At 72.5% G+C, this 20,863-nt stretch carries 19 protein-coding genes and 2 pseudogenes; 10 read left to right on the top strand and 11 right to left on the bottom strand.

The window, feature by feature from the left end; all coding sequences use genetic code 11:
• Nucleotides 1–26: 26 nt before the first annotated feature.
• Entirely contained in the window at nucleotides 27–239 is a 213-nt protein-coding gene (locus KGS77_RS12735; RefSeq protein WP_242581046.1) for a hypothetical protein, read from the top strand.
• Between the two features lie 16 nt (nucleotides 240–255).
• Here the strand turns inward: KGS77_RS12735 and KGS77_RS12730 are convergent, their stop codons facing one another.
• The 4 genes from KGS77_RS12730 to KGS77_RS12715 all read right to left on the bottom strand — a co-directional run bounded on the left by KGS77_RS12730 (nucleotide 256) and on the right by KGS77_RS12715 (nucleotide 4,102).
• On the bottom strand, nucleotides 256–1,032 hold the full coding sequence (locus tag KGS77_RS12730; protein ID WP_242581045.1) for an MFS transporter: 777 nt from the start codon (nucleotides 1,030–1,032) through the stop codon (nucleotides 256–258).
• The gene (locus KGS77_RS12725; protein WP_242581044.1) at nucleotides 1,032–1,628 is read right to left on the bottom strand and encodes an MFS transporter; all 597 of its coding nucleotides are present in this window, start codon (nucleotides 1,626–1,628) and stop codon (nucleotides 1,032–1,034) included. The genes KGS77_RS12730 and KGS77_RS12725 overlap by 1 nt, the downstream gene beginning before the upstream one ends.
• Before the next feature lie 17 nt (nucleotides 1,629–1,645).
• Entirely contained in the window at nucleotides 1,646–3,064 is a 1,419-nt protein-coding gene (locus KGS77_RS12720) for a hypothetical protein (protein ID WP_242581043.1), read from the bottom strand.
• A gap of 309 nt (nucleotides 3,065–3,373) precedes the next feature.
• Complete coding sequence (locus KGS77_RS12715; protein WP_242581042.1) at nucleotides 3,374–4,102, bottom strand: FadR/GntR family transcriptional regulator; 729 nt, start codon at nucleotides 4,100–4,102, stop codon at nucleotides 3,374–3,376.
• A 181-nt stretch (nucleotides 4,103–4,283) separates the two neighbouring features.
• Here KGS77_RS12715 and KGS77_RS12710 point away from each other — a divergent pair, with 181 nt between their 5' ends.
• Nucleotides 4,284–4,793 (top strand): gluconokinase, encoded by a 510-nt coding sequence (locus KGS77_RS12710; RefSeq protein ID WP_242581040.1) that lies wholly within the window; start codon nucleotides 4,284–4,286, stop codon nucleotides 4,791–4,793.
• A 245-nt stretch (nucleotides 4,794–5,038) separates the two neighbouring features.
• Complete coding sequence (locus tag KGS77_RS12705) at nucleotides 5,039–6,436, top strand: gluconate:H+ symporter (protein WP_242581039.1); 1,398 nt, start codon at nucleotides 5,039–5,041, stop codon at nucleotides 6,434–6,436.
• Nucleotides 6,437–6,535: 99 nt separating this feature from the next.
• On the opposite strand, the gene KGS77_RS12700 is transcribed toward KGS77_RS12705, so the two are convergent.
• Both KGS77_RS12700 and KGS77_RS12695 read right to left on the bottom strand, forming a co-directional pair.
• Nucleotides 6,536–7,819 (bottom strand): MFS transporter, encoded by a 1,284-nt coding sequence (locus KGS77_RS12700; protein WP_242581038.1) that lies wholly within the window; start codon nucleotides 7,817–7,819, stop codon nucleotides 6,536–6,538.
• 128 nt (nucleotides 7,820–7,947) lie between these two features.
• Nucleotides 7,948–8,547: a malonic semialdehyde reductase gene (locus KGS77_RS12695; protein ID WP_242581037.1), complete on the bottom strand. Its 600-nt coding sequence runs from the start codon at nucleotides 8,545–8,547 to the stop codon at nucleotides 7,948–7,950.
• A gap of 172 nt (nucleotides 8,548–8,719) precedes the next feature.
• On the opposite strand from KGS77_RS12695, the gene KGS77_RS34995 reads away from it, so the two are divergent.
• Nucleotides 8,720–8,935 (top strand): hypothetical protein, encoded by a 216-nt coding sequence (locus KGS77_RS34995; protein WP_347404484.1) that lies wholly within the window; start codon nucleotides 8,720–8,722, stop codon nucleotides 8,933–8,935.
• 26 nt (nucleotides 8,936–8,961) lie between these two features.
• Nucleotides 8,962–9,225 carry a MarR family transcriptional regulator gene (locus KGS77_RS34990; protein WP_347404483.1) on the top strand — a complete coding sequence of 88 codons (264 nt, stop codon included), beginning with the start codon at nucleotides 8,962–8,964 and terminating at the stop codon, nucleotides 9,223–9,225.
• 178 nt (nucleotides 9,226–9,403) lie between these two features.
• Here KGS77_RS34990 and KGS77_RS34985 read toward each other — a convergent pair whose 3' ends face one another.
• Entirely contained in the window at nucleotides 9,404–9,610 is a 207-nt protein-coding gene (locus KGS77_RS34985; RefSeq protein WP_347404482.1) for a hypothetical protein, read from the bottom strand.
• A complete protein-coding gene (locus tag KGS77_RS12685; protein WP_347404481.1) occupies nucleotides 9,577–10,932 on the bottom strand; it encodes an FAD-dependent monooxygenase in 1,356 nt (451 codons plus the stop codon). The genes KGS77_RS34985 and KGS77_RS12685 overlap by 34 nt, the downstream gene beginning before the upstream one ends.
• A gap of 38 nt (nucleotides 10,933–10,970) precedes the next feature.
• On the opposite strand from KGS77_RS12685, the gene KGS77_RS12680 reads away from it, so the two are divergent.
• A complete protein-coding gene (locus tag KGS77_RS12680; RefSeq protein WP_242581036.1) occupies nucleotides 10,971–11,627 on the top strand; it encodes a TetR/AcrR family transcriptional regulator C-terminal domain-containing protein in 657 nt (218 codons plus the stop codon).
• A 34-nt stretch (nucleotides 11,628–11,661) separates the two neighbouring features.
• Here KGS77_RS12680 and KGS77_RS12675 read toward each other — a convergent pair whose 3' ends face one another.
• The 3 genes from KGS77_RS12675 to KGS77_RS12665 are packed head-to-tail and all read right to left on the bottom strand — an operon-like array spanning nucleotide 11,662 to nucleotide 15,328.
• A complete protein-coding gene (locus KGS77_RS12675; protein WP_242581035.1) occupies nucleotides 11,662–12,951 on the bottom strand; it encodes an acyltransferase in 1,290 nt (429 codons plus the stop codon).
• Nucleotides 12,948–14,351: an alpha-2,8-polysialyltransferase family protein gene (locus KGS77_RS12670; protein ID WP_242581034.1), complete on the bottom strand. Its 1,404-nt coding sequence runs from the start codon at nucleotides 14,349–14,351 to the stop codon at nucleotides 12,948–12,950. The genes KGS77_RS12675 and KGS77_RS12670 overlap by 4 nt, the downstream gene beginning before the upstream one ends.
• Nucleotides 14,351–15,328 carry a glycosyltransferase family 2 protein gene (locus KGS77_RS12665; RefSeq protein WP_242581033.1) on the bottom strand — a complete coding sequence of 326 codons (978 nt, stop codon included), beginning with the start codon at nucleotides 15,326–15,328 and terminating at the stop codon, nucleotides 14,351–14,353. The genes KGS77_RS12670 and KGS77_RS12665 overlap by 1 nt, the downstream gene beginning before the upstream one ends.
• 234 nt (nucleotides 15,329–15,562) lie before the next feature.
• On the opposite strand from KGS77_RS12665, the pseudogene KGS77_RS12660 reads away from it, so the two are divergent.
• From KGS77_RS12660 to KGS77_RS12645, 4 genes and pseudogenes are all read left to right on the top strand, one after another.
• Nucleotides 15,563–16,884: pseudogene (locus tag KGS77_RS12660) on the top strand (DUF6716 putative glycosyltransferase).
• Nucleotides 16,885–17,105: 221 nt separating this feature from the next.
• Nucleotides 17,106–18,371 (top strand): acylneuraminate cytidylyltransferase, encoded by a 1,266-nt coding sequence (locus KGS77_RS12655; protein ID WP_242587441.1) that lies wholly within the window; start codon nucleotides 17,106–17,108, stop codon nucleotides 18,369–18,371.
• A 35-nt stretch (nucleotides 18,372–18,406) separates the two neighbouring features.
• Nucleotides 18,407–19,407 (top strand): annotated as a pseudogene (locus KGS77_RS12650) (N-acetylneuraminate synthase family protein).
• A gap of 328 nt (nucleotides 19,408–19,735) precedes the next feature.
• The gene (locus tag KGS77_RS12645) at nucleotides 19,736–20,791 is read left to right on the top strand and encodes a hypothetical protein (RefSeq protein WP_242587440.1); all 1,056 of its coding nucleotides are present in this window, start codon (nucleotides 19,736–19,738) and stop codon (nucleotides 20,789–20,791) included.
• Nucleotides 20,792–20,863: the final 72 nt, after the last annotated feature.

The following is a 20,863-nucleotide window of genomic DNA, read 5'->3' as shown; positions in this document are numbered from 1 at the left end:
CGGCGCGGCTGCGTCACACTGGTGTCATGTCCTCACCGCGCCGCGCCTGCCCCGTCTGCACCCGAGAGATCGCCGTGGTCGGCGGCCGTTTCGCCCGCCACGACCCGCCGGGCCGCCGTACGGTCTTCGACCTGGTCTCCTGCCCCGGCTCGCGGCGCATCGCCCCGATGATGGCCCCCGCGGAGAAGCTGTTCGATCCCGAGGCGCCGCCGTTCCCGGGCCAGCAGCCGCTGTTCTGAATCCCGCCGGGGCTGGTTACGGTGGGGCCGCGGCGTCTCCTTTGTCGTCGGTGGGTGGCGGAGCCGTGGCCGGTGCCGTATGTGAGGGGGTCAGGGGTGCGGTGGGGGCCGGGAGGACGGGGCGCTGTTCTTTCCGGCCTGCGGAGTGCCGTCGTACGGCTGTGGTGCGGATTCTGCTGCGGTGGAACCACGCGAGGGTGATCAGGCAGCCGGGAGCGGCGAGTGCCCCGAACCATGTCACGGCGGGCAGGACGCCCGTACGGTCCGCGAGGGCGCCGATTCCGAGTACGGGTACGGCCAGGGCGAGATAGCCGACCGCGTACGCCACCGACAGCACCTCTCCGCGTGCCTGGGCGGGGAGGACCGCGCTCAGGTCGGTGAGGGCGCCGGTGAAACCGATGCCCTGGCCCGCCCCCGAGACGACGGCGGCGACGGCCAGCAGCGGGAGGCTGCGGGTGCCGGAGGCCAGTACGAGCAGCGCTAGCCCGGCCGGCATCACGCCGAGGCCCGCGAGCTGGCCGGCGCCGGGGGCGAGCCGTGTGGCGCAGGACTGTGCCAGTGCCGAGCACACCAGCATCAGCGCGACGATCCCACCGCCCACCGCGGTGCCGGCGGTGTGGTTCAGGGCCGCGGCCACCGACGGCACCAGCGCGAGGAAGACGCCGAGCAGGCTCCAGGCGAAGACGGTCGTGACGGCGGCCGTCGTGAAGTCGTGCCGTACCGCCCGTGGGACGCCCGGACGGCGTGGGCGCCATGGGCCCGGCGCCTTTGGTACGCCGTGCGGCCAGCGCATCAGCGGGAGGGGAGCGAGGAGCGCGAGGTGGCACACGTACGGGGCCGAGAGGGGGGCGGGGCGACCGCGGCGAGCGTCCCGGAGAGCAGCGGGCCGCTCGCGCTGCCGATGGAGATGGCCAGCGAGGCGAGGGAGACGGCGCCGCCCCGGGCGCGGGTGGCGCCTCCCTCCTGTGGGGCGCCGGGTTCTTCCGGCGCGTCGGGTTCCTCCCGCGCGGCGTCGGCCAGGGCGGCCGTCGCCGCGCCGGAGGTGAGCGCCGCCGCCACCCCCTGCAGCAGCCGTCCCGCGTACAGGACCTGCGGCGCGTGCGCCAAGGCCAGTGGCGCCGAGGCCAGCAGCGTGGACGCCGACGCGGCCAGCGCGAGGCCGGCGAACGCCACCGGGCGGCGTCCCCAGCGGTCCGACAGGCCCCCGCACAGCAGCATCGTGGGGAGGAGTACGGCGACGTAGACCGTGAACAGACCGGTCACCGCGAACGGGGAGAGCCGGAAGCGGCGCGCGTACTCGGTGTAGAGGGAGGTGGGCATGCTGGAGCCGGCGCAGATCACCGTGATGGTGTACGTCGGCCCCAGCAGGCGCGTACGGCTCGGCTTCATGCCGACGGGTCACGGAGTCACAAAGAGGCGCAGAGGGCATCGAGTTGGGCCCGCTCCGCCTCTTCGTCCTCGTCCTTTCCGCCGAGCATGTAGCCGCCGAACTTCATGTGGCCGTGTTCCTCGCCGAGCGAGATCACCCCCCGGCCGACTTCGGCGATCGCCGCTTCCACGTCGGCGAGTTCGACGTCGGTGTGCTCGCGGATGTACAACTCGGTCAGGTGCCGGGCCGGGATGATCTCGCCGTGGGCGGCGCGTACTTCCGGGTCGGAGTTGAAGGAGTCCCAGTACATACGGGATCCGGGAATCACACCCGGGGCCGCGACCGATATGGTGGTGATCGAGTCGCGGTACGTCTCCGCCAGGGAAAGCCAGTTGTCGACCTCGCTGCGCAGCAGTTCCTTCGTCGTGCCGGGCAGGCCCATGATTCCCGAGGCGTAGAGTTTGTAATCCAGTTTCCGCGCCAGCTCCAGCGCCTCGTACATCCGGTCCGGCCCTTTGTTGATGCCTTTGGAGTCTCCTTTGAGCAGCTTGGGGTCGAACGCCTCCAGCCCGACGTTCCAGGTGCGGATGAACCCCTTGCACAGCTCCGCCGACCGCAGGAACTCAAACACCAGCCCGTAGGCGAGCATGAATCGGTGGCCGCGCAGAACGGGAGAGGCGGCGCACGCCTGGGCCAACTCGTCCAGGTATCCGATCTCGCCCGACCACTGGTCCCGGGAGAAACCGAAGGTGGAGTCCCCGGCGGCGTACACGTTCGCGCCGAGTTCTCCGACCACCTGCTCCAGCACGGGCACGACGGCGGAGACTTTCGTGGTCTTGGGCGTGAGCCCTTGTATCGAGCAGTGTTTGCACCGTCGGCCGGGCCGCCTTCCCCAGGTGCAGCCGGCGTCCAGCGGCAGCGTGACCATGCGTTTCAGGTGGTAGTGCTGGGCGTACCAGATCTCGAACGCCTTGTCGTAATACCGCTCCAACTGCGGCTCGATCAACCGGTAGTCGGGCAGGAGGCGGCGGTCGATGGGGTACGAAGGGGCCGGCTGGCTGACCACCCCGCCGTGCCGCCGGTAGGCCAGGGAGGGCACCCGGGCCAGGTCGAGCTGCCCTTGCAGCGCGTACAGCAGTCCCATCATCGTGAAGGGGCCGTTGTTCCCGGTGCTGACGAAGTCCACCAGCCGGCTGCCGTACCGTCCCGTGAGTGTTTCGCGGTACAGGATCCCGGCGTGGTCGTTGCCGAACACCACGACCGCGCGTGGATTGACCCGCTTGATTTCGGCGGCGACGATGAAGGCCCACAGCGCGGTGGAGGTGTATACCGTGAGCGCCGCCACATCCGGGGGATCGGCCGCGATCGCCGCCCGTACCTCGGTCCATGAAACGTGGCTCAGGTCCATGTACCGCCAGTCGATGCCGGGGAAGCAGCGCTCCTGATAGGTGATCATCTCCACCAGCGCGGAATGCGGATAGACCGAACCCTCGTTGCTGTACCGGTCCTGGCCGCCGACCCCGGGAATCCGCGCCCCGCCGCCGGAGTGCCCGCCGCGGTGCGCCGAGGTCAGCCACCGTTCCCGGCCGGCGGACGCTCACGCCCGCACCACCTACCCGCGTCGGCGTACTGGCGGCCCTCTGGGGGGCGCGGCCTGGATGCGTACCCCGACGGGGAGCGGACGACCTCGCCGGGACGGCCGGAGGCCCGACGGACCGTGCCCGGCTGCACCCGGCCGTGCCTGGCTGCACCCGGCCGTGCCCGACTACGGGGCCAGGACGTCCAGTTCGGCCATCGCGCCGAGGGTGATCTCCCGGGTCAGTTGCTCGGCACGCCCGGCATCACCGGTACGTACGGCCTCGGCGACCTGGACGTGGAGGGTGACCGCCGCGGGGTCGGGGTCGGTGAACATGACGTGGTGGTGGGTGCGGCCGGTCAGGACGGCGGCCACCACGTCACCGAGGCGGGCGAACATCTCGTTGCCGGAGGCCGTCAGGATCACCCGGTGGAAGGCCGTGTCGTGGACGAGGTACGCCTCCAGTTGCTGGCCCCGTGAGGTGGCGACCATGCCCATCGCGTGCTCGGTGAGTTCGGCGCACTGGGCGGGGGTGGCGTGCCGGGCGGCGAGGCCGGCGGCGACCGGCTCGACGGCCGAGCGCAGCACGGTCAGGGAGCGGAGCTGGCGGGGGCGGTCGCGGCCGGCCAGCCGCCAGCCGATGACCCGCGGGTCGTAGACGTTCCACTCCTCGGTGGGGCGTACGGTCACGCCGACCCGGCGCCGCGAGGCGACCAGGTGCATGGACTCCAGGACCCGTATCGCCTCCCGGATGACCGTGCGGGAGACGTCGAAGCGCTGGGCGAGTTCGTCGGTGCGCAGGACGGTGCCGGGCGGGTACTCGCCGGCCGTGATCGCAGGGCCCAAGGACTCCAGTACGCGGGCGTGCAGCCCCTGGCCCCGGCCTTGCCCCTGATCCTGCCCCAGGTCTTGCCCCAAGTCTTGTCCCAGGTCTTGCCTCCGGCCCTGTCCCTGGCCCTGTTCTTCCATGGGCTCAGCCTACGGTCCTGGTCTCGGACGCATTAAGTATGACGTTTGCGTCACACGCCCTTGAATACGTCGTACCTAATGGGTTTCAGTGGAGGGCGCAGAGGTCAATGGAGACAGCGAGGTAATCGGGATGAGCACCCCCCACGTCATCGTCGTGATGGGCGTCGCCGGCACCGGCAAGACGACGATCGGTCCGCTGGTGGCCGCCGAGCTGGGTGTCCCGTACGCCGAGGGGGACGACTTCCACCCCGCGGCCAACATCGCCAAGATGTCGGCCGGCACCCCGCTGGACGACGCCGACCGCGGACCGTGGCTGGACGCCATCGGCGCCTGGGCCCGGGAGCGGGCCGGGCGCGGCGGAGTCGTCAGCAGCTCCGCGCTCAAGCGCGCCTACCGCGACCGGCTCCGGGCCGCCGCCCCGGACCTGGTCTTCCTCCACCTCACCGGCGACCGGGCGCTCATCGAGGCCCGGATGGCCGAGCGCAAGGGGCATTTCATGCCCACCGCCCTCCTGGACTCCCAGTTCGCCACCCTCGAACCGCTGGGGGAGGACGAGGCGGGCGTGGCCGTGGACGTGTCCGGGACGCCGGGGGAGATCACCGCCCGCGCCGTGGACGCGCTGCGGCGGCAGAGCGCCTGAAGGAGCCGAGCGCGTGCAGCGCGCCAAGCACGTCCAGCGCGTCAAGCACGTACAGCGTGTGCAGCGCGCGGGCGCGTAAGAAACGAACCAGCGAGCGACGGAGCCGCGGACGGCCGGGGACGGCCAGGACGCCCGTACGACGGATGATCCCCCACCACGGATGATCCCGTACGACGGACGGTCCCCTACGACCCCCCTACCGGCGGCGGAAGCCCGAGCGAGCGTCAGAAACAAGGGAACACGCCGTGACACATCTCAGCGTCGAGATGCTGGCAGCGGACGCGACCGGGCCCATCACCACGGCCGGTCACGCGCAGCTCGGCATCGCCGTCCTCGCGGGCATCGCCGCCATCGTCCTGCTCATCACCAAGTTCAAGCTGCACGCCTTCCTGTCCCTGATCGTCGGGTCACTGGTGCTGGGGGCGGTGGCCGGGGCCCCGCTGGACAAGGCCATCGCGAGCTTCACCGGCGGCCTGGGCGCCACCGTCTCCGGCACCGGTGTGCTGATCGCACTCGGTGCCGTCCTCGGGAAGCTGCTGGCCGACTCCGGCGGCGCCGACCAGATCGTGGACACGATCCTGGCCAGGGCGAATGGCCGCACGCTGCCCTGGGCCATGGTGCTGATCGCCGGCGTCGTCGGACTGCCGATCTTCTTCGAGGTGGGCATCGTCCTGCTGATCCCGGTCGTCCTGCTGGTCGCCCGGCGCGGCGGCTTCTCCCTGATGCGCATCGGAGTCCCGGCACTGGCGGGCCTGTCCGTCATGCACGGCCTCATCCCGCTGCACCCCGGCCCGCTGGCCGCCATCGACGCGGTCGGCGCGAACCTCGGCGTGACCCTGGCGCTCGGCGTGCTCGTCGCGATCCCGACCGCAATCCTCGCCGGTCCGGTCTTCTCGCGCTTCGCCGCCCGCTGGGTGGACGTCCACCCGCCGCAGAGCATGGTCCCCGAGCGCGCCACGCAGGACCTGGACCGGCGTCCCGGCTTCGGCGTCACCGTCGCCACCGTCCTGCTGCCGGTCGTCATGATGCTGGCCAAGGCCCTGGTCGACATCCTCGTCGACGACCCCAAGGACGTGACCCAGCGCGTCTTCGACGTGGTCGGCTCGCCGCTGATCGCGCTGCTCACCGCCGTCCTGGTGGCGATGTTCACGCTGGGCCGGGCGGCCGGCTTCACCAAGGGCCGTACCGCCACCACCGTGGAGAAGTCGCTCGGCCCGATCGCCGGCGTGCTGCTGATCGTCGGCGCCGGCGGCGGGTTCAAGCAGACGCTCGTGGACTGCGGTGTCGGCCGCATGATCCTGGAGGTCTCCCAGGGCTGGCACATCTCCGCGCTGCTGCTCGCCTGGCTGATCGCGGTCGCCATCCGGCTCGCGACCGGCTCGGCGACGGTGGCCACCATCTCCGCCGCCGGTCTGGTCGGTCCGCTCGCCGCCGACATGAGTACGACCCATGCCGCGCTGCTGGTCCTGGCCGTCGGAGCCGGTTCGCTGTTCTTCAGCCACGTCAACGACGCGGGCTTTTGGATGGTGAAGGAGTACTTCGGCATGAACGTCGGGCAGACGCTCAAGACGTGGTCGCTGATGGAGACCGTGATCTCGGTGGCCGGGATCGTGTGCGTGCTGCTGCTGTCCCTGGTGTTGTAGCCCGCTGTCCCCGCCCGTTCCGCGGTGCTCGCCCGTCCCCCGGCGCCTGCCCGTTCCCCGGTGCCCGCCCGTTCCCTGGTGCCCGGCCGCCGACGCGGCTCAGCCCGCGGGAATGAGCAGGACTGCGATGGCCGGGCCGAAGGCGCCGCCGAGCTGGTAGCAGAGGTTGAACAGGCCCAGTGCGGTGGGGCGCAGCCCGGCGTCGGCGGCGCCGGTGGCGTACCCGGACAGGGTGGCGTTGCCGCCGGTGGCCGTGAAGATCGCGATTGCCGCCGCGAGCAGGATCAGCGGGGCGGCGGGTGCCCAGACGGCGATGACCGGGGCCAGCACGCCCAGGGCGATCAGTACGGTCAGTACGGCGCGGCGGCTCATCCGGGGCGAGGCCGCCGCCAGCAGCCAGGAGAGCGCGGAACCGGTCAGCAGGGCGACGAGCTGGCCGGTGCCCAGGGCGGCGGTGGTCCAGTCCGTACGGCTCTGGATCAGCCGGGGCACCGTGTACAGCAGGGCGAAGTAGGACGTCGACAGGGCGCTGACGACCAGGGCCGAGCTGAGGAAGACCGGGTTGCGCACCAGCGGCAGCGGGACGAAGCCGTCGGGGCGGGTACGGGCGTGCGCGATGAGGGCCACGGCGGCCAGGACCGCGACGGCCGCACCCGGCAGCGGGTGGCGCGGGATGAACACCAGGGCGGTGGCCAGCGCCACCAGCAGGGCGGCGCCCCGGGCGTCGAAGCGGCCGGTGGCCGGGGCGGCGGGCCCGGCCGGGGTGGCCCGGGCGATGACGGGTACGGCCACCAGGGCCACCAGTGAGACCGACAGTGCCAGCCGCCAGGACGTCACCTCGCCGAGGAAGGATCCCAGGAGCGGCCCGACCGCGCCGAGCATGCCGAACCCGGCGGTGATGACACCCATCCGGCGCGCCGAGCCGGCCAGGCTCATGGCGATGGTGACCAGGCCCGCGCCGCCCACGGCCTGGGCGGCCCGGCCCACCAGGGCCAGCGGCAGCCAGGGGGCCAGCGCGATCAGCAGCGTGCCGGCGGCGACCAGGGCCGTGGCCGCCCGCAGGGTGCTGTGGATGCCGCGCCGGCGCAGCAGCCCGGCCATCAGCGGGGTGCCGACGGCCGTCGCCCAGCCGAAGGCGGTGACCAGCCAGCTCGCCGTCGCGGTGCCGGTGTTCAGTGAGCGCGCGATCTCGGGCAGCAGCAGCACCGTGGCGTTGGCGCCGGCGGCGAGGGGGGTGGCCAGCAGTGCCAGCCACAGGACCGGGACCTGGCGGTGCGGACGCCGGGGTGCCGGGGTGCTGGTGGGCGGCCGGCCGGTGGGGGACGTACCGACGGCGGACGTACGGACTGCGGGTGGCGGGGCGGCTTCACTGGGCTGGGACATCACGGTCTCGTCTCCGTGGGGCGGTGCGGTGGCGGGCGGGCGCCGGTGGTGGCGGTGCTGGTGGCGGCGGTGCCGGTGGTAGTGGGGCCGGTGGTGGCGGTGGTGTCAGGGATGGTGTCGGCGGCCCGTCACAGGGTCGTGAAGACGTCCTCGTACGCCAGCCGCGGGCTGCGCGGGAACCAGGGGTCCACGCCCGGCTTGCCGATGTTGACGACCATCAGCGGGAAGTGGTCGTCGTCCAGGAACTCCTTGCGTACGCCCGGGACGTCGAATCCGGTCATCGGGCCCGCGGCCAGCCCGGCGGCGCGGACACCGAGGATGAAGTAGGCGCACTGGAGTGCGGCGTTGAGGTACGCGGACTCCTCGCGCCCCGCGCGGTCGGCGAAGTAGACGTCCTTGGCCTGCGGGAAGTGCGGCATGAGGGCCGGCAGTTCCTCCTGGAACTCGAAGTCGGCGGCGAGGACCGCGGTCAGCGGCGCGGTGGCGGTCTTGGGCCGGTTGCCCTCGTCCATCAGGTCGACCAGCTTTTCGCGGGCCTCGGCGGAGCGCAGCAGGACGATGCGCAGCGGGCACTGGTTGTAGGCGGTGGGCCCGTACTTGATCAGTTCGTGGACGGCCCGCATCTGCTCGTCCGTCACCGGCTCGGTGGAGAAGGTGTTGGCCGTACGGGCCTCGCGGAAGAGGAGGTCCTGGGCGGCGGGGGAGAGGGCGAGAAGGTCGGTGGACATGGGGGCTCCTGTAGGTCGGCGTTGATAATCTCAACGTTGAAATAAAAGCACCAAGATCTTCTCAACGTCAACTCTCTTAACGTTGAGAAGATCAGCGATGAAGGATGATGAAGGATGATGGGGGTCGAAGAGGGTTGCCGATGAGCACGAGAGACGAAGAGGCGGGCGGAACATGAGCGACGCGGTGGACGAGATCATCGGTCTGTGGACCAGGGAGCGCCCGGACCTGGCGGACATGCTGTGGCCGATCGAGGTCCTGGCCAGGGTCCAGCGGATCAGCCGGGTGCTGGAGCGGGACTGGAAGGCGTTCGCCGCTCAGTACGGCCTCGAACTGGGTGAACTGGACGTACTGACCACGCTCAAGCGGTCCGGCCCCCGTACGCGCTGACCGCGGGCGCCTTCCGCCGCGCCTCGATGGTGACCTCCGGCGCCATCACCAACCGCGTCGACCGCATGGAGGCGAAGGGGCTGGTCGAACGAGTGCGGGACGGCGCCGACCGGCGCACCGTCAAGATCCGCATCACCGAGCAGGGCCACAAGGTCACCGACGACTACCTGGCCGCGCACCTAGCCAACGAGGCGCGGTTCCTGGAGGCGCTGGACCGGGAGGAGTGCGACCGCATCGCCCAGGGGCTGCGCACCCTGCTCGAAGCGCACGGCGACACCTCGCTGGCCTGAGGGCTCGGACGGCCCGGGGCCCGGGTGGCGCCCCCAGGTCTGCGTGGTCCTGTGCCCGTACGGCCCGTACGGCGTAAGGCCCGTGGTGCGGGCGGGAACTCCCCGCCCGCACCACGGGCCTTCATGGGTGACCGGTCGCCGTCTTCTGCGCGGCCGGCCGGAGTGGCGATGCGGGCGCCTACCCCAGGCCCACCGCGCGCAGGGCGGCGGGCAGCCGGCCGGCGTCCTCGCCGGCGAAGGCCAGATAGCCGTCCGGCCGTACGAGGAAGACGCCCTTGCCGTACGCGAGTTGGGCGTGCCCGTCGGTGTCGAGCAGGTCGGGGTCGGGGCCGTCGACCCGGTACGTACGGATCAGGCCGGCCAGGTCCGCGCCGAGCGGCGGCACTTCGGCGTCCCCGATGACCAGCAGCGTGAAGTGCGGGCCGCGGTAGGCGTCGAAGAGGCGGAACGGACTGCCGTCGGGGTGGCGCAGGGCGCGTCGGGCGCGCGGTCGCCCGCCCGCAGCGCGTCCTGGGGCAAGGAGGTGCGGACCTCGGTGGTCAGCGGGCTGTCGCGGTAGCCGATGCCGAGCTGGTGGAGGTCCCGGCCGCGGCGCAGCGTGCCCGAGCGCTGCAGCCGGGAGCTGGTGGCAAGGATGTCCTCGGCGATGGGCCGGCGCTCGGTCTCGTAGGTGTCCAGCAGCGCGTCCGGCGCGCCGTGCCGCAGCACCAGGTCCAGCTTCCAGCCGAGGTTGTAGGCGTCCTGGACGCTGGTGTTCATGCCCTGGCCGCCTGCGGGGGAGTGGACGTGGGCCGCGTCGCCCGCCAGGAAGACCCGGCCGGTGCGGAAGCTGCCCGCCAGCGCGGCGCGCGGGCTGAACACCGAGGACCAGTGCATCTCGCGGACCTGGCCGGCGTCCAGGTGGGTGCGGGCGGCGATCGTCTCGCGGACGGCTTCCAGGGTGGGTTCGGGGGCCGCATCGAGGCTCTCGAAGACGGCGATGGTCTGGAAGAGATCGGTCTTGGAGACCGGCAGGATCGCCATGAAGTGGTTGGGTGTCTCGCCCCAGCGGTGCCAGTGCTGCCGGTCCAGGCCGTCGATGCGGACGTCGGCGACCATCGCGGCGCCCTCGGACACCGCCTCGCCGGCCATCTCGACGCCGAGCGCCTTGCGTACGGTGCTGCGCCCGCCGTCGGCCGCGACCAGGTAGCCGGCGCGTACGGTCCGGGTGCCGCCACCGGGGAGTGCGAGGTGGGCCCGTACGCCCTCCTCGTCCTGGTCGAAGCCGGTCAGTTCGGTGTTGAAGGCGACCGTGCCGCCCAGCTCCGCCAACCGGCCGTACAGAATCTCCTGTTGGCGCCACTGCGGCACCATCAGCGGGCTGGAGTACGGGACGGACGGGGTCGGCTCGACCTGCTCGACCATCTGGGACTCGCCGACCATCCGGCCGTCGTCCCATATGGCGAGCTTCGGGAACGGGTCGCTGGCCGCCCGTATCGCCTCCAGCACGCCGAGGTCGTCGAGGACCTCCAGGGTGCGCGGCTGGATGCCCGAACCGCGGGTTCCGGGGGAGAGGTGTTGCTGCCGCTCGACGATCAGGGCGCGGATGCCGCGGCGGGCGAGGTCGACTCCCAGCGCCAGGCCGGTCGGTCCGGCCCCGGCGATCAGGACGTCGACGTCCTGGGGGAGGGCAGCGTGAGTGGTGTCCTTAACGTTGTTAAGTTCCATGGCCACGAGCCTGCCCTTAACGGTGTTAAATTGTCAATATGGCAACGCGACTGAACCGGGCCCAGGTGGTGGAGACCGCACTGCGGCTGCTGAACGAGGTGGGCCCCGAAGGGCTCACGCTGCGCCGTATCGCCAAGGAGCTGAACGTCCAGGCCCCCGCCCTGTACTGGCACTTCAAGAACAAGCAGGAGCTCCAGGACGAGATGGCCACCCAGATGTACCGGCAGATGACCGGTCCGTTCCTGGGCCGGTCCGGCTCCTTCGGCGAGGGCGACTGGGAACAGGGGCTCCTGACCGCCTGCCGGCTGATCCGCCACACCCTCCTCGGCTACCGGGAGGGCGCCAAGGTCTTCGGCGGTACCCGGCTGGCCCGCGACGCCTCGCACGAGCCGCTGGAACGGCTGCTGGAGAGCATGGTGGCGGCCGGGTTCACGCTCCGCCAGGCCGCACGGACCTGGGCCGTCGCGTACGACTACACGATCGGCTTCGTGGTGGAGGAGCAGTCCGTGTACCCGGTGCCGGGCGAGCGGGACCCGGCGTACGACCAGGGAGACCGGGAGCGGCGCATCGGGGCCGAGTTCCCGCTCAGCGTGGCGGCCGGCGAGATCCTGTTCGACGGCTTCGACGAGGGCTTCGAGGAGGGGCTGCGGATCGTGCTCGCGGGCGCCCGGGCCGTGCTGCGGCCGGGCGGATGAGCTCCGGGCCCGGCCCCGGCCTCGGCCCGTCGGCTCAGCGGCGGCGCGGCGCCGGGTCGACGGCGCGTTTCAGTACGGGCGTGAGCGGGCGCTCCACCCAGCGGTGCAGCACCCACGCCAGCAGTAGCATCGCGGCGCAGGTGAGCGGGAGCGTGGCGTACGCGGGCAGGCGCAGACCGGTGTGCAGGCCGCGTATGACGACCCAGCCCAGGTGCTCGTGGACGAGGTAGAAGGGATAGGTCAGGGCGCCCGCGACGGTCAGCCACCGCCAGTTGGCCCACCGTAGCTTGCCCAGAGCCACCGCGCCCACCAGCAGGTATCCCAGCGTCACCACGGCGATGATGCCGAGCGAGGAGCGCTGGGAGAAGGCGCCCGGCGAGGGCGGGTGCCACAGTGCGGCGACCGCCTCGTGCTGTCCGATCAGCCAGCTCACCGCGACGATCGCCCAGGCCACCGGGTCCCGGCCGCCGAAGCGGTGCAGCAGGTAGAAGCCGATGCCGCCGATGAAGAACGGCGCGTGCTGCGGCATCAGGATGATGTCCAGGGCCGGTACGTGGGTGGCTCGGGCGACGGCCGCCGCCAGGGTCCAGCCCGCGCAGAAGACGACGACGCGGTGGCGGGTCGCCCCCGGCAGGATCACCAGGAGCGCGAAGAGCGCGTAGAACCGCATCTCCGCCCACAGCGTCCAGCACACCCCCAGCACCCTCTTGGCGCCCAGCGGCTGCTGGAGCATGGTCAGGTTGGTCAGCACCTCGCTGGGGCTCAGCGCCTTGTACGCGACCCAGGGCAGCGCGAACACCGCCGTGACCAGGAGGATCGCCACCCAGTAGGCCGGGTACAGACGTGCGACGCGGGAGGCGGTGAACGAGCGGAGCGAGCGCCCCCAGCCGCTCATGCAGATGACGAAGCCGCTGATGACGAAGAAGATCTGCACGCCCAGACAGCCGTACGCGAACAGGCCCGAGGCGGTGGGGAACTGCTGGGCCGGCGAGCTGCCCCAGGCCGCGGTGACCTCACCGCCCCGGCCGCCGTAGTGGTAGAGGGCGACCATGAGCGCGGCGAGCAGCCGCAGGCCGTCCAGGGCCCGCAGCCGTGGTACGCCGCCCGGCCGGCCGGAGGCGCCAGAGGTCGCGGACCGTGCCGTACGGGACCGCTCGCGCGGCGGGGCCGGAGCCTGGGCCGGGACGTGAGGTACGACCGCCGGGGCCGGAGCCGGAGCCTGGGCCGGGACGTGGGGTACGACCGGCGGGGCCGTGACGGGGGCCGGGGCCGGAGCGGGCGCCCGGCCCTCCGGTATGCCGGCGGCCGGAGTCTGCGCGCTCATCCGGCCGCGGCCCGCTTCTTCAGGCGCCGCTGTACGGCCCGGGCGCGCCGGGCGACCCGGCGCACGGCCGCGTTGCGCGGGATGAAGGAGAACTGGACGGGGACGGCGCCGGGCAGCGCCAGCGCGGTCAGCCGGCGGCGTTTGAAGTAGCGGCGGGTGTGGTCGTTCAGATGCCGGGCGAGATAGCGCTCGGCGGCGGGGCGCAAGGAGGCGTAGATCTGGTGCTGCATGGCGTAACCGACGGCGGTGACCAGGCCGTTGATGTCCTCGCAGGGCGGCTTGGGCGGCCCGGCCTGCCCGGCTTCCAGGTCGGGCAGCAGCGCGTCGGCGATCGTGACGGGCACCCGGTTGCTGTTCTGGTACGGGGTCAGCCGCTCCAGCAGCAGCCCCGTACCCACCCGTGCGGCCGGCAGGCCGTAGAAGGCGGTGGCCGTCAGCAGCGCGGTGGAGAAGCAGCCCACGACCAGCGCCGGGCGCATCCGCTCGTACAGCACCTCGGCCAGCACCGGCTCGTCCAGGACGGTCAGGGTGGCGCCGAGCCGCTCGGCCTCCTGCTCCAGCAGGCGGGACCAGCGGGCCGGCGCGGAGGGGTGGGGCTTGAAGACCACCTCGCGGTGCCCGTGCCGTACGGCCCCGCGCACCATCCGTACGTGCAGCTCCTCCTCTTCCTGCGGAGTGAGGATGTTCAGCGCCGACAGGTACTGCCCCAACAGCAGTGCGCCGCCCTCGGGAACGTCCAACGCGGGCGCGGCGTCGGTGAGTTCGGACAGCACCTTCGTGAACGCGTCGGTCGGTACGGTCTGTGCCGGGACCCCGAACTCCGTCAGGAGCAGCGGTCGCAGGCCCGGTACCAGGTCCAGGTGCAGCAGCCGGCTCACCCGGGTGCCGACGAGCGGACCGAGCTTGTTGCGGGTGGGGCCGTAGCTCATCAGGCCGTCGGCGTAGACCTCCACGGGCGCGCCGGGGAAGAGCTGGACGAGCGCCAGTGCCGGGCTGACCTGGATCGACTCCACGACCAGCGTGACCTCGTCCTCGCCCAGCCCCCACAGCAGGCGCAGATACCGTTCCCACAGCGGGACGTCGTCCGCGCGCGGGGACCAGCCGCCGGGGTGGAAGGGGCGGATGGTCTCGTTCCACGACAGCACCGCGTCGAAACGCTCACGCAGCCGCTCGAAGCCGGGCATGCCATCCAGGGCCGGGGTGGTCTCCGGGGTCGCCGCGTTGTTGGCGACCAGCAGTAGCCGGCGGCCGGCCGGTTCGAAGACCTCGGCGTCCAGCGCGGCGGCCAGGGTGGCCGCGCCGTACAGGGTGGAGGTGAGGAAGATCTGCGTACGGGAGCGGTGCCGTACGGCCTTCTCGGGAGCGGGAGCGGGAGCGGGTGCGGGGGCAGGGACGGGCATCAGGCCGCCACCTCACCGGGGACGGGGCGCCGGCGCAGCCGCCGCAGCCGGGACGCACGCTGCATGTCCATCGAATCCAGGGCTTCCTTCAGTACGTCCTGCGGCATGCGCCGCAGCGCGGCGGCGCTCATCGTGCGCAATTGGCGGGCGACCTGCGGTTCGAACCGTTCGATCGAACCCAGGTGGTGGGAAATGATGGCGCAATAAGTCCGTACGGCTTTCGGCAGCAGCCTGGCCGCGTCCCGGTCCTTCGCCGTTTCCTGGACGACCTGGTCGAAAGCGCGAATGAAATCGAGCTGCCGGACATCGCCGATCTGGGTCAGGGAAGAGGCGACGCCGCGCCGGTAGAAGACACCGAGCAGCCCGACCACCGCCATGGAGGACGCCTCGCGGTGCAGCCGCCAGATCCACGGGCGGTCCTCCGCGGTCCGCAGTCCGTCCCGGAACCGCAGCACCCCATCGTCCAGCAGCCGGCGGTGGTAGATGCCGGCCCAGGCGTACGCGTAGTCGACCGACGTCGAGCGGTCGGCGGGCAGGATCAGCTCGCGCGGGTCCATGACGACACCGCGCCGCCCGTGCGGGACACGGTGCACCGTACGGGCCCGCGCGGTGCACTGCACATGATCGGTGCGGAGGAAGTCGCAGCCCAACTCCTCGATGGCGGCGAGTAGTTCAGTCAGATAGCCGGGCGCGAGCCAGTCGTCACCGTCCAGGAAGGTGAGGTACTCGCCGCGGGCCGCCGCCAGCCCGGTGTTGCGGGCGGTGGCCAGGCCGCCGTTGCGCTCGTGGCGCAGCACCCGGGCGCCCGGCAGCTCGCGTTCGGCCCGCTCCAGGATCCGCGGGGTCTCATCGCGCGAGCAGTCGTCGACGAGCAGGAATTCGAAGTCCTCGCGGGCATTGGCCGCCAGGCTCCGCAGGGTGTCGGGCGCGTATGTCTGCACGTTGTAGAACGGCACGATGACGGAGAGCTTGACCACCCGCGTGACGTTAGGCGGCGGCCCGGCATTCGGCTTTACGGTATGCGGTCCCCGGAGTGAACGAAGCGCGGCAAAACGGTGAACCGGGCTTTCCCGCCCCGCCTCCCGCCTGCTTCCCGCCGCGCGTCGGCGCGCTGTTCACCCTTTGTTGCGGCCGAGTTGGTCCGCCAATCGGAATGCCTTCCTACCGTCTTCGTCGTGCCCACTCGTACCACTTCCCCGACGCGTGTCGCCGTGCTCGCCGATTCGGACACCCGATGGAAATGGGGCGCCATGACCGCGTACCGCATCCAGCCGGACATCCGACTGGACGGATATCTGCTGCGTGGCCGCGCCACTCCCACGGTCCGCCAGCTCCAGGAGGTCGGTGCCCGCGCGCGGTCGCTGCGGGAGATCCGGGGCGTGGACTTCGTCCGTATGGTCGACCGCGCGGCGTACGACGTGGTGGTGCTGGCCTGCGTGGGCGGCGCCGTACAGGCCGTGCTGCACGGTCTGGCGCGCGCCTGGGACGGCGCCGCCCGCCGCCCCGTCGTCGTCACCGGCTATGTCGGCGTCGTCTACGAGAAGCTGGCGGACGGGCTGCTGCTGCGGCACGGCGCGGATGTCGTCCTGGCCAACTCCCGGCACGACGCGGAGCGCTTCCGCGCCGTGTACCGGGGGGTGGGGGCGGACCACCACAGCGTCGCCGAGTGCGCGCTGCCCTTCCTCGGTGGTGCGCCCTACGAGCGCGAACACGACCCGTACACCGTGGTGTTCGCCGCCCAGCCCTCCGTCCCGGAGCGCCGCGAGGACCGGATGTACCTGCTGCGCAGGGCCGTCGGACACGCCCGCCGGCACCCCGGGCGGCAGGTGCTGGTCAAGCTGCGCAGCAAGCCGGGCGAGCACACCACGCACATCGAGGAACTCCCGTACCAGAAGCTGGTCGGCAGGCTCCCCGGCGGGCTGCCCGCCAACTGCCGCCTGGTGTACGGGAACATGGGCGAGGTCCTGGACCGCACCGACCTGCTGGTGACGGTCAGCTCCACCGCCGCACTGGAGTCCCTGCACCGCGGCATCCCCACCGCCGTCCTCACCGACCTGGGCATCCGCGAAGCCCTGGGCAACCACCACTTCCTGGGTTCCGGCTGCCTGGCCTCCTGGGACGAGCTGGACGCCGGACACCGGCCCGAGCCGGACCCCGCGTGGCTGGCCGGCCAGGGCGTCGCGGTCCGCGACCCGGCGGCCGGGCCCGGCCAGGACACCTACGACCGGGCCTTCGACGCCGTACGGGAGAAGGTCACCGCGCTGTGCGAGGCCGGACAACTGCCGCCGCTCGCCCCGTACTACACACCGCGCACCGCCCCGGGCTACCTGCCCGGCATCCTCGCCCGGTACGGCCTGGACCCGCGGGGGGAGCCGCTGCCCGGCCAGGCCCTGCGGGAGGACGAGGGTCGGGGCGCGGGCGCCGGCGGGCTGCGGCGGGTGGCCCGCGAGACGGTGCGGGAGGCCGCGCGGGGGCGTACCGGCACGGCGTCCAGCGCGTGGCGCCCGCCATCCGCCGCTGGGGGGAACTGTGAGCGGTCCGCCCGGCCGGGGCACCGGAGCCAGCCCCGCCGACACCACCTTCGCCGTCCGTCCCCGGAGCCCGTACGGCCCCCGGAAGGAGACCTCCATGCCGCCGACCGCGCCCGCGAGCACGACCGGGAGCACGACTGCGGGCACAACCGCGGGCACAACTGCGGGCACGACCGCGACCGCGCCCGCGAGCACGCCGCCGCCGTCCGTACGGCCCGCCGTCGTGGCCGTCGTGCCCGCCCGCGGCGGCTCCAAGGGCGTGCCCGCCAAGAACCTGGCCCCCGTCGGGGGAGTGCCGCTGATCGCCCGCGCCGTACGGGAGTGCCGTGCCGCGCGCCTGGTCACCGATGTCGTGGTCTCCACCGACGACGACGGGATAGCGGCGGTGGCCCGGGGCGCCGGGGCGGTGATCGTACGGCGTCCCGGCGACCTCTCCGGCGACACCGCCACCAGCGAGGACGCGGTGCTGCACGCCATGGAGGTCTACGAGCGCGAGCACGGCGCCCGGGTGGTCGCGGTCCTGCTGGTGCAGTGCACCAGCCCCTTCCTGACCAGCGAGGACATCGACGCGGTGGCCGCCGCGGTGGTGACGGGCGGCGCGGACAGCGCGCTGACCGTCGCCCCCTTCCACGGCTTCGTGTGGCGCGACGCGGCGGACGACGCGGACACCGGGCCGGCCGGCGGGACGGCCTCGGGGACAGGCGCGGGGACGGGCGCGGCGGTCGCCGGGACCGGCGCCACCGCGACCCTGGCCACGGCCCCGGGCGGGTACGGCGTCAACCACGACAAGTCCTTCCGCCCGCGCCGCCAGGACCGGCCGCAGGACCTCCTGGAGACCGGTGCCGCCTACGCCATGGAGGCGCACGGCTTCCGCGCCGCCCGCCACCGCTTCTTCGGCCGTACGGAACCCGTACGCACCGACCCCGCGCGGGTGCTGGAGATCGACGACCCGCACGACCTGGCGCGCGCCCGTGCGCTGGCGCCCCTCCTGGACGCCGCGCGCCCCGGCGCACTGCCGGCCCGCGCGGACGTCGACGCGGTCGTCCTGGACTTCGACGGCACCCAGACCGACGACCGGGTACTGATCGACTCCGACGGACGGGAGATGGTCGCCGTGCACCGCGGCGACGGGCTGGGCATCGCGGCCCTGCGCGCCGCGGGCCTGAAGCTGCTGGTCCTGTCCACCGAACGGAACCCGGTCGTCGCCGCGCGGGCCCGCAAGCTGCGGCTGCCCGTACTCCACGGCGTCGACCGCAAGGACCTCGCGCTCAAGCAGTGGTGCGAGGAGGAGGGCATCGCGCCCGAGCGGGTGCTCTATGTCGGCAACGACGTCAACGACCTGCCGTGCTTCGCGCTGGCCGGCTGGCCGGTCGCGGTCGCCGGCGCGCACGACGTGGTGCGCGGCGCCGCCCGCGCCGTCACCACCAGGGCCGGAGGGGACGGCGCGATCCGCGAGATCGCCGCCTGGCTCCTCGGCCCGTCCTTGTGAATCCGATGCGCAACCCACCGAGAAGGACTTCTCCGATGACCAGCAACTCCCGCCTCCGCACCCTCGGCGACCGGACCGTCGGCCCCGGCCGGCCCGTCTACATCACCGGTGAGATCGGCATCAACCACAACGGTGAACTGGAGAACGCCTTCGCGCTGATCGACGCCGCCGCCGACGCCGGCTGTGACGCCGTGAAGTTCCAAAAGCGCACCCCTGAGATCTGCACCCCGCGTGACCAGTGGGACATCGAGCGCGACACCCCCTGGGGCCGGATGACCTACATCGACTACCGCCACCGCGTGGAGTTCGACGAGGACGGCTACCGCGCCATCGACGAGTACTGCCACAAGCGCGGCATCGCCTGGTTCGCCTCGCCCTGGGACGTGGAGTCCGTCGCCTTCCTGGAGGGCTTCGACGTCCCGCGTACAAGGTGGCCTCCGCCTCGCTGACCGACGACGAGCTGCTGCGCGCCATGCGCGCCACCGGCCGTACCGTCATCCTGTCCACCGGCATGTCCACCCCCAAGCAGATCCGGCACGCCGTCGAGGTCCTGGGCAGCGACAACATCCTGCTGTGCCACGCCACTTCGACCTACCCGGCCAAGGCCCGGGAACTGAACCTGCGCATGATCCACACCCTCCAGGCCGAGTACCCCAACGTCCCGATCGGCTACAGCGGCCACGAGACGGGCCTGCAGACCACCCTCGCCGCGGTCGCCCTGGGCGCCGTCTTCGTCGAGCGGCACATCACCCTGGACCGCGCCATGTGGGGCTCCGACCAGGCCGCCTCCGTCGAGCCCGGTGGTCTGACCCGTCTGGTCCGCGACATCCGCACCATCGAGGAGTCCCTCGGTGACGGGGTGAAGAAGGTGTACGAGAGCGAGCTGGGTCCGATGAAGAAGCTGCGCCGGGTCGCGGGCGTGGTGGCGGAGGCCGAGGCGCGGGCCGGGGCGGGAGCGCGGACGCGGTCCGGGGGCGGTACGGCGGCCGGGTCCGGTACGGAGGCAGGGGCCGACCGCGAGCCGGTCTCGGTCTGACGGCCCGGCGGAGGGGACGTACACCGTGAGCTCATCAGAGGGGGCCGCGAGCCCGCCCCAGGAGCCGGCCGGACCGTGTGCCGGGCCGCTCCTGGGGGTGCCGCGGCAGCGCGAGGACCCGGCGGCGGCCCCGCGCCGTACCCCCGGACCCGGCTCCGGTACCGCGGCCGGGGCACCGCCCGGCCCTGGGACGCCGACCGGTCCCGGATCCGGCCCGGAGCATGACGCCGGCCGCGACGCCGCATCCCACCCCGGTTCCGGCCCTCGCCCCGGCCCGGACCCCGGCTCCGGAACCGACTCCGCCCCCGGCCCGGACCCCGGCCCCGGCGTGGAGTGCGACACGCTGGCGTTCGTCGAGAGCCCGGTCCAGCTCCTGAACGTCCTGGAATGGGCCCACGCCGAGCAGGCCGCCGCGGTCACCGTCGTCGTCCTCTCGCCGCAGGACCCCATGACCCGCGGCCAACTGCGCCGGATGGCCGAACTCGCGCGCGAAGAAGGCTTTTCCGTGCGATGGGAGGAGGCGCGCGGCGGGGCGGGCGCGCCGCTGCGCACCATCGGGGGACTGGCCCCCCGGCTGCGGCGCACCCGGCGCGTCGTCATCGGCGATCCCTTCTCGCGGTACGTACAGCTCCTGCTGACCCTCACCCGGGCCCGGGACCTGGTCGTCGTCGACGACGGCACCGCGACCATGGAGTTCGTCGCCCAACTGGCCAGGGGCGAGCGGCTGGTGCGCTGGCACCGCAACGGGGGTGGGGGCGGGGCGCGCGACCTGCTCTTCGCGCCCTTCTCGGCGACCGCGCGCCGCAGGCTCACGCCCGCGCGCGAAGGCGGCTCACGGACCGTCGGCCTCTTCAGTTCCATGCCCGTCCAGGCACTGCCCGGGGTCCGCGTGACCCGTAACGAATTCGCCTGGACCCGCCGCCGCTTCGGCCCGCCCCGGCTGACCCGCGGCACCGACATCGTCGGAACCTCGCTGGTGGAGACCGGCGTGGTGGACCCGGACCGCTATCTGGACGCGGTGCGCTCGCTGGCCCGTACGCACGGCGCCACCCGCTACTTCGCCCACCGCCGCGAGAGCGTACACAAACTGCACCGGCTGGCCACGGAAACCGGCCTGGAGGTGGTACGTCCCGACCTGCCCCTCGAACTCATCGCCCGACGCGGCCCCGTCGGGCGCCTGGTCCTCAGTTTTCCCTCCACGGTCGTCCACACCCTGCCGCTGGCGCTCGTCGGCACCGGGGTCAGGGTCGCGGTCTGCGATGTCGACCCCGGCTGGCTGACCAGCAAGGCGTCGCCGCGCGCGCAGGGATTCCTGTCGGGGGTCACGGACACCGCCCGGGACGTGCACCGACTTTCGTTCGACGCACCGATGACCGCAGGGTGAACCTGAAAATCTACCCCCGTGATGACTCACTCATGCGCCGGGCGGCCTAGATCCCCTTCCCCTATCGGGCTG

The organism is Streptomyces sp. MST-110588 (genome assembly GCF_022695595.1).
GTDB lineage: Bacteria > Actinomycetota > Actinomycetes > Streptomycetales > Streptomycetaceae > Streptomyces.
The sequence above is the reverse complement of the archived record's forward strand: the minus strand, read 5'-3'. Positions and strand labels throughout refer to the sequence as shown.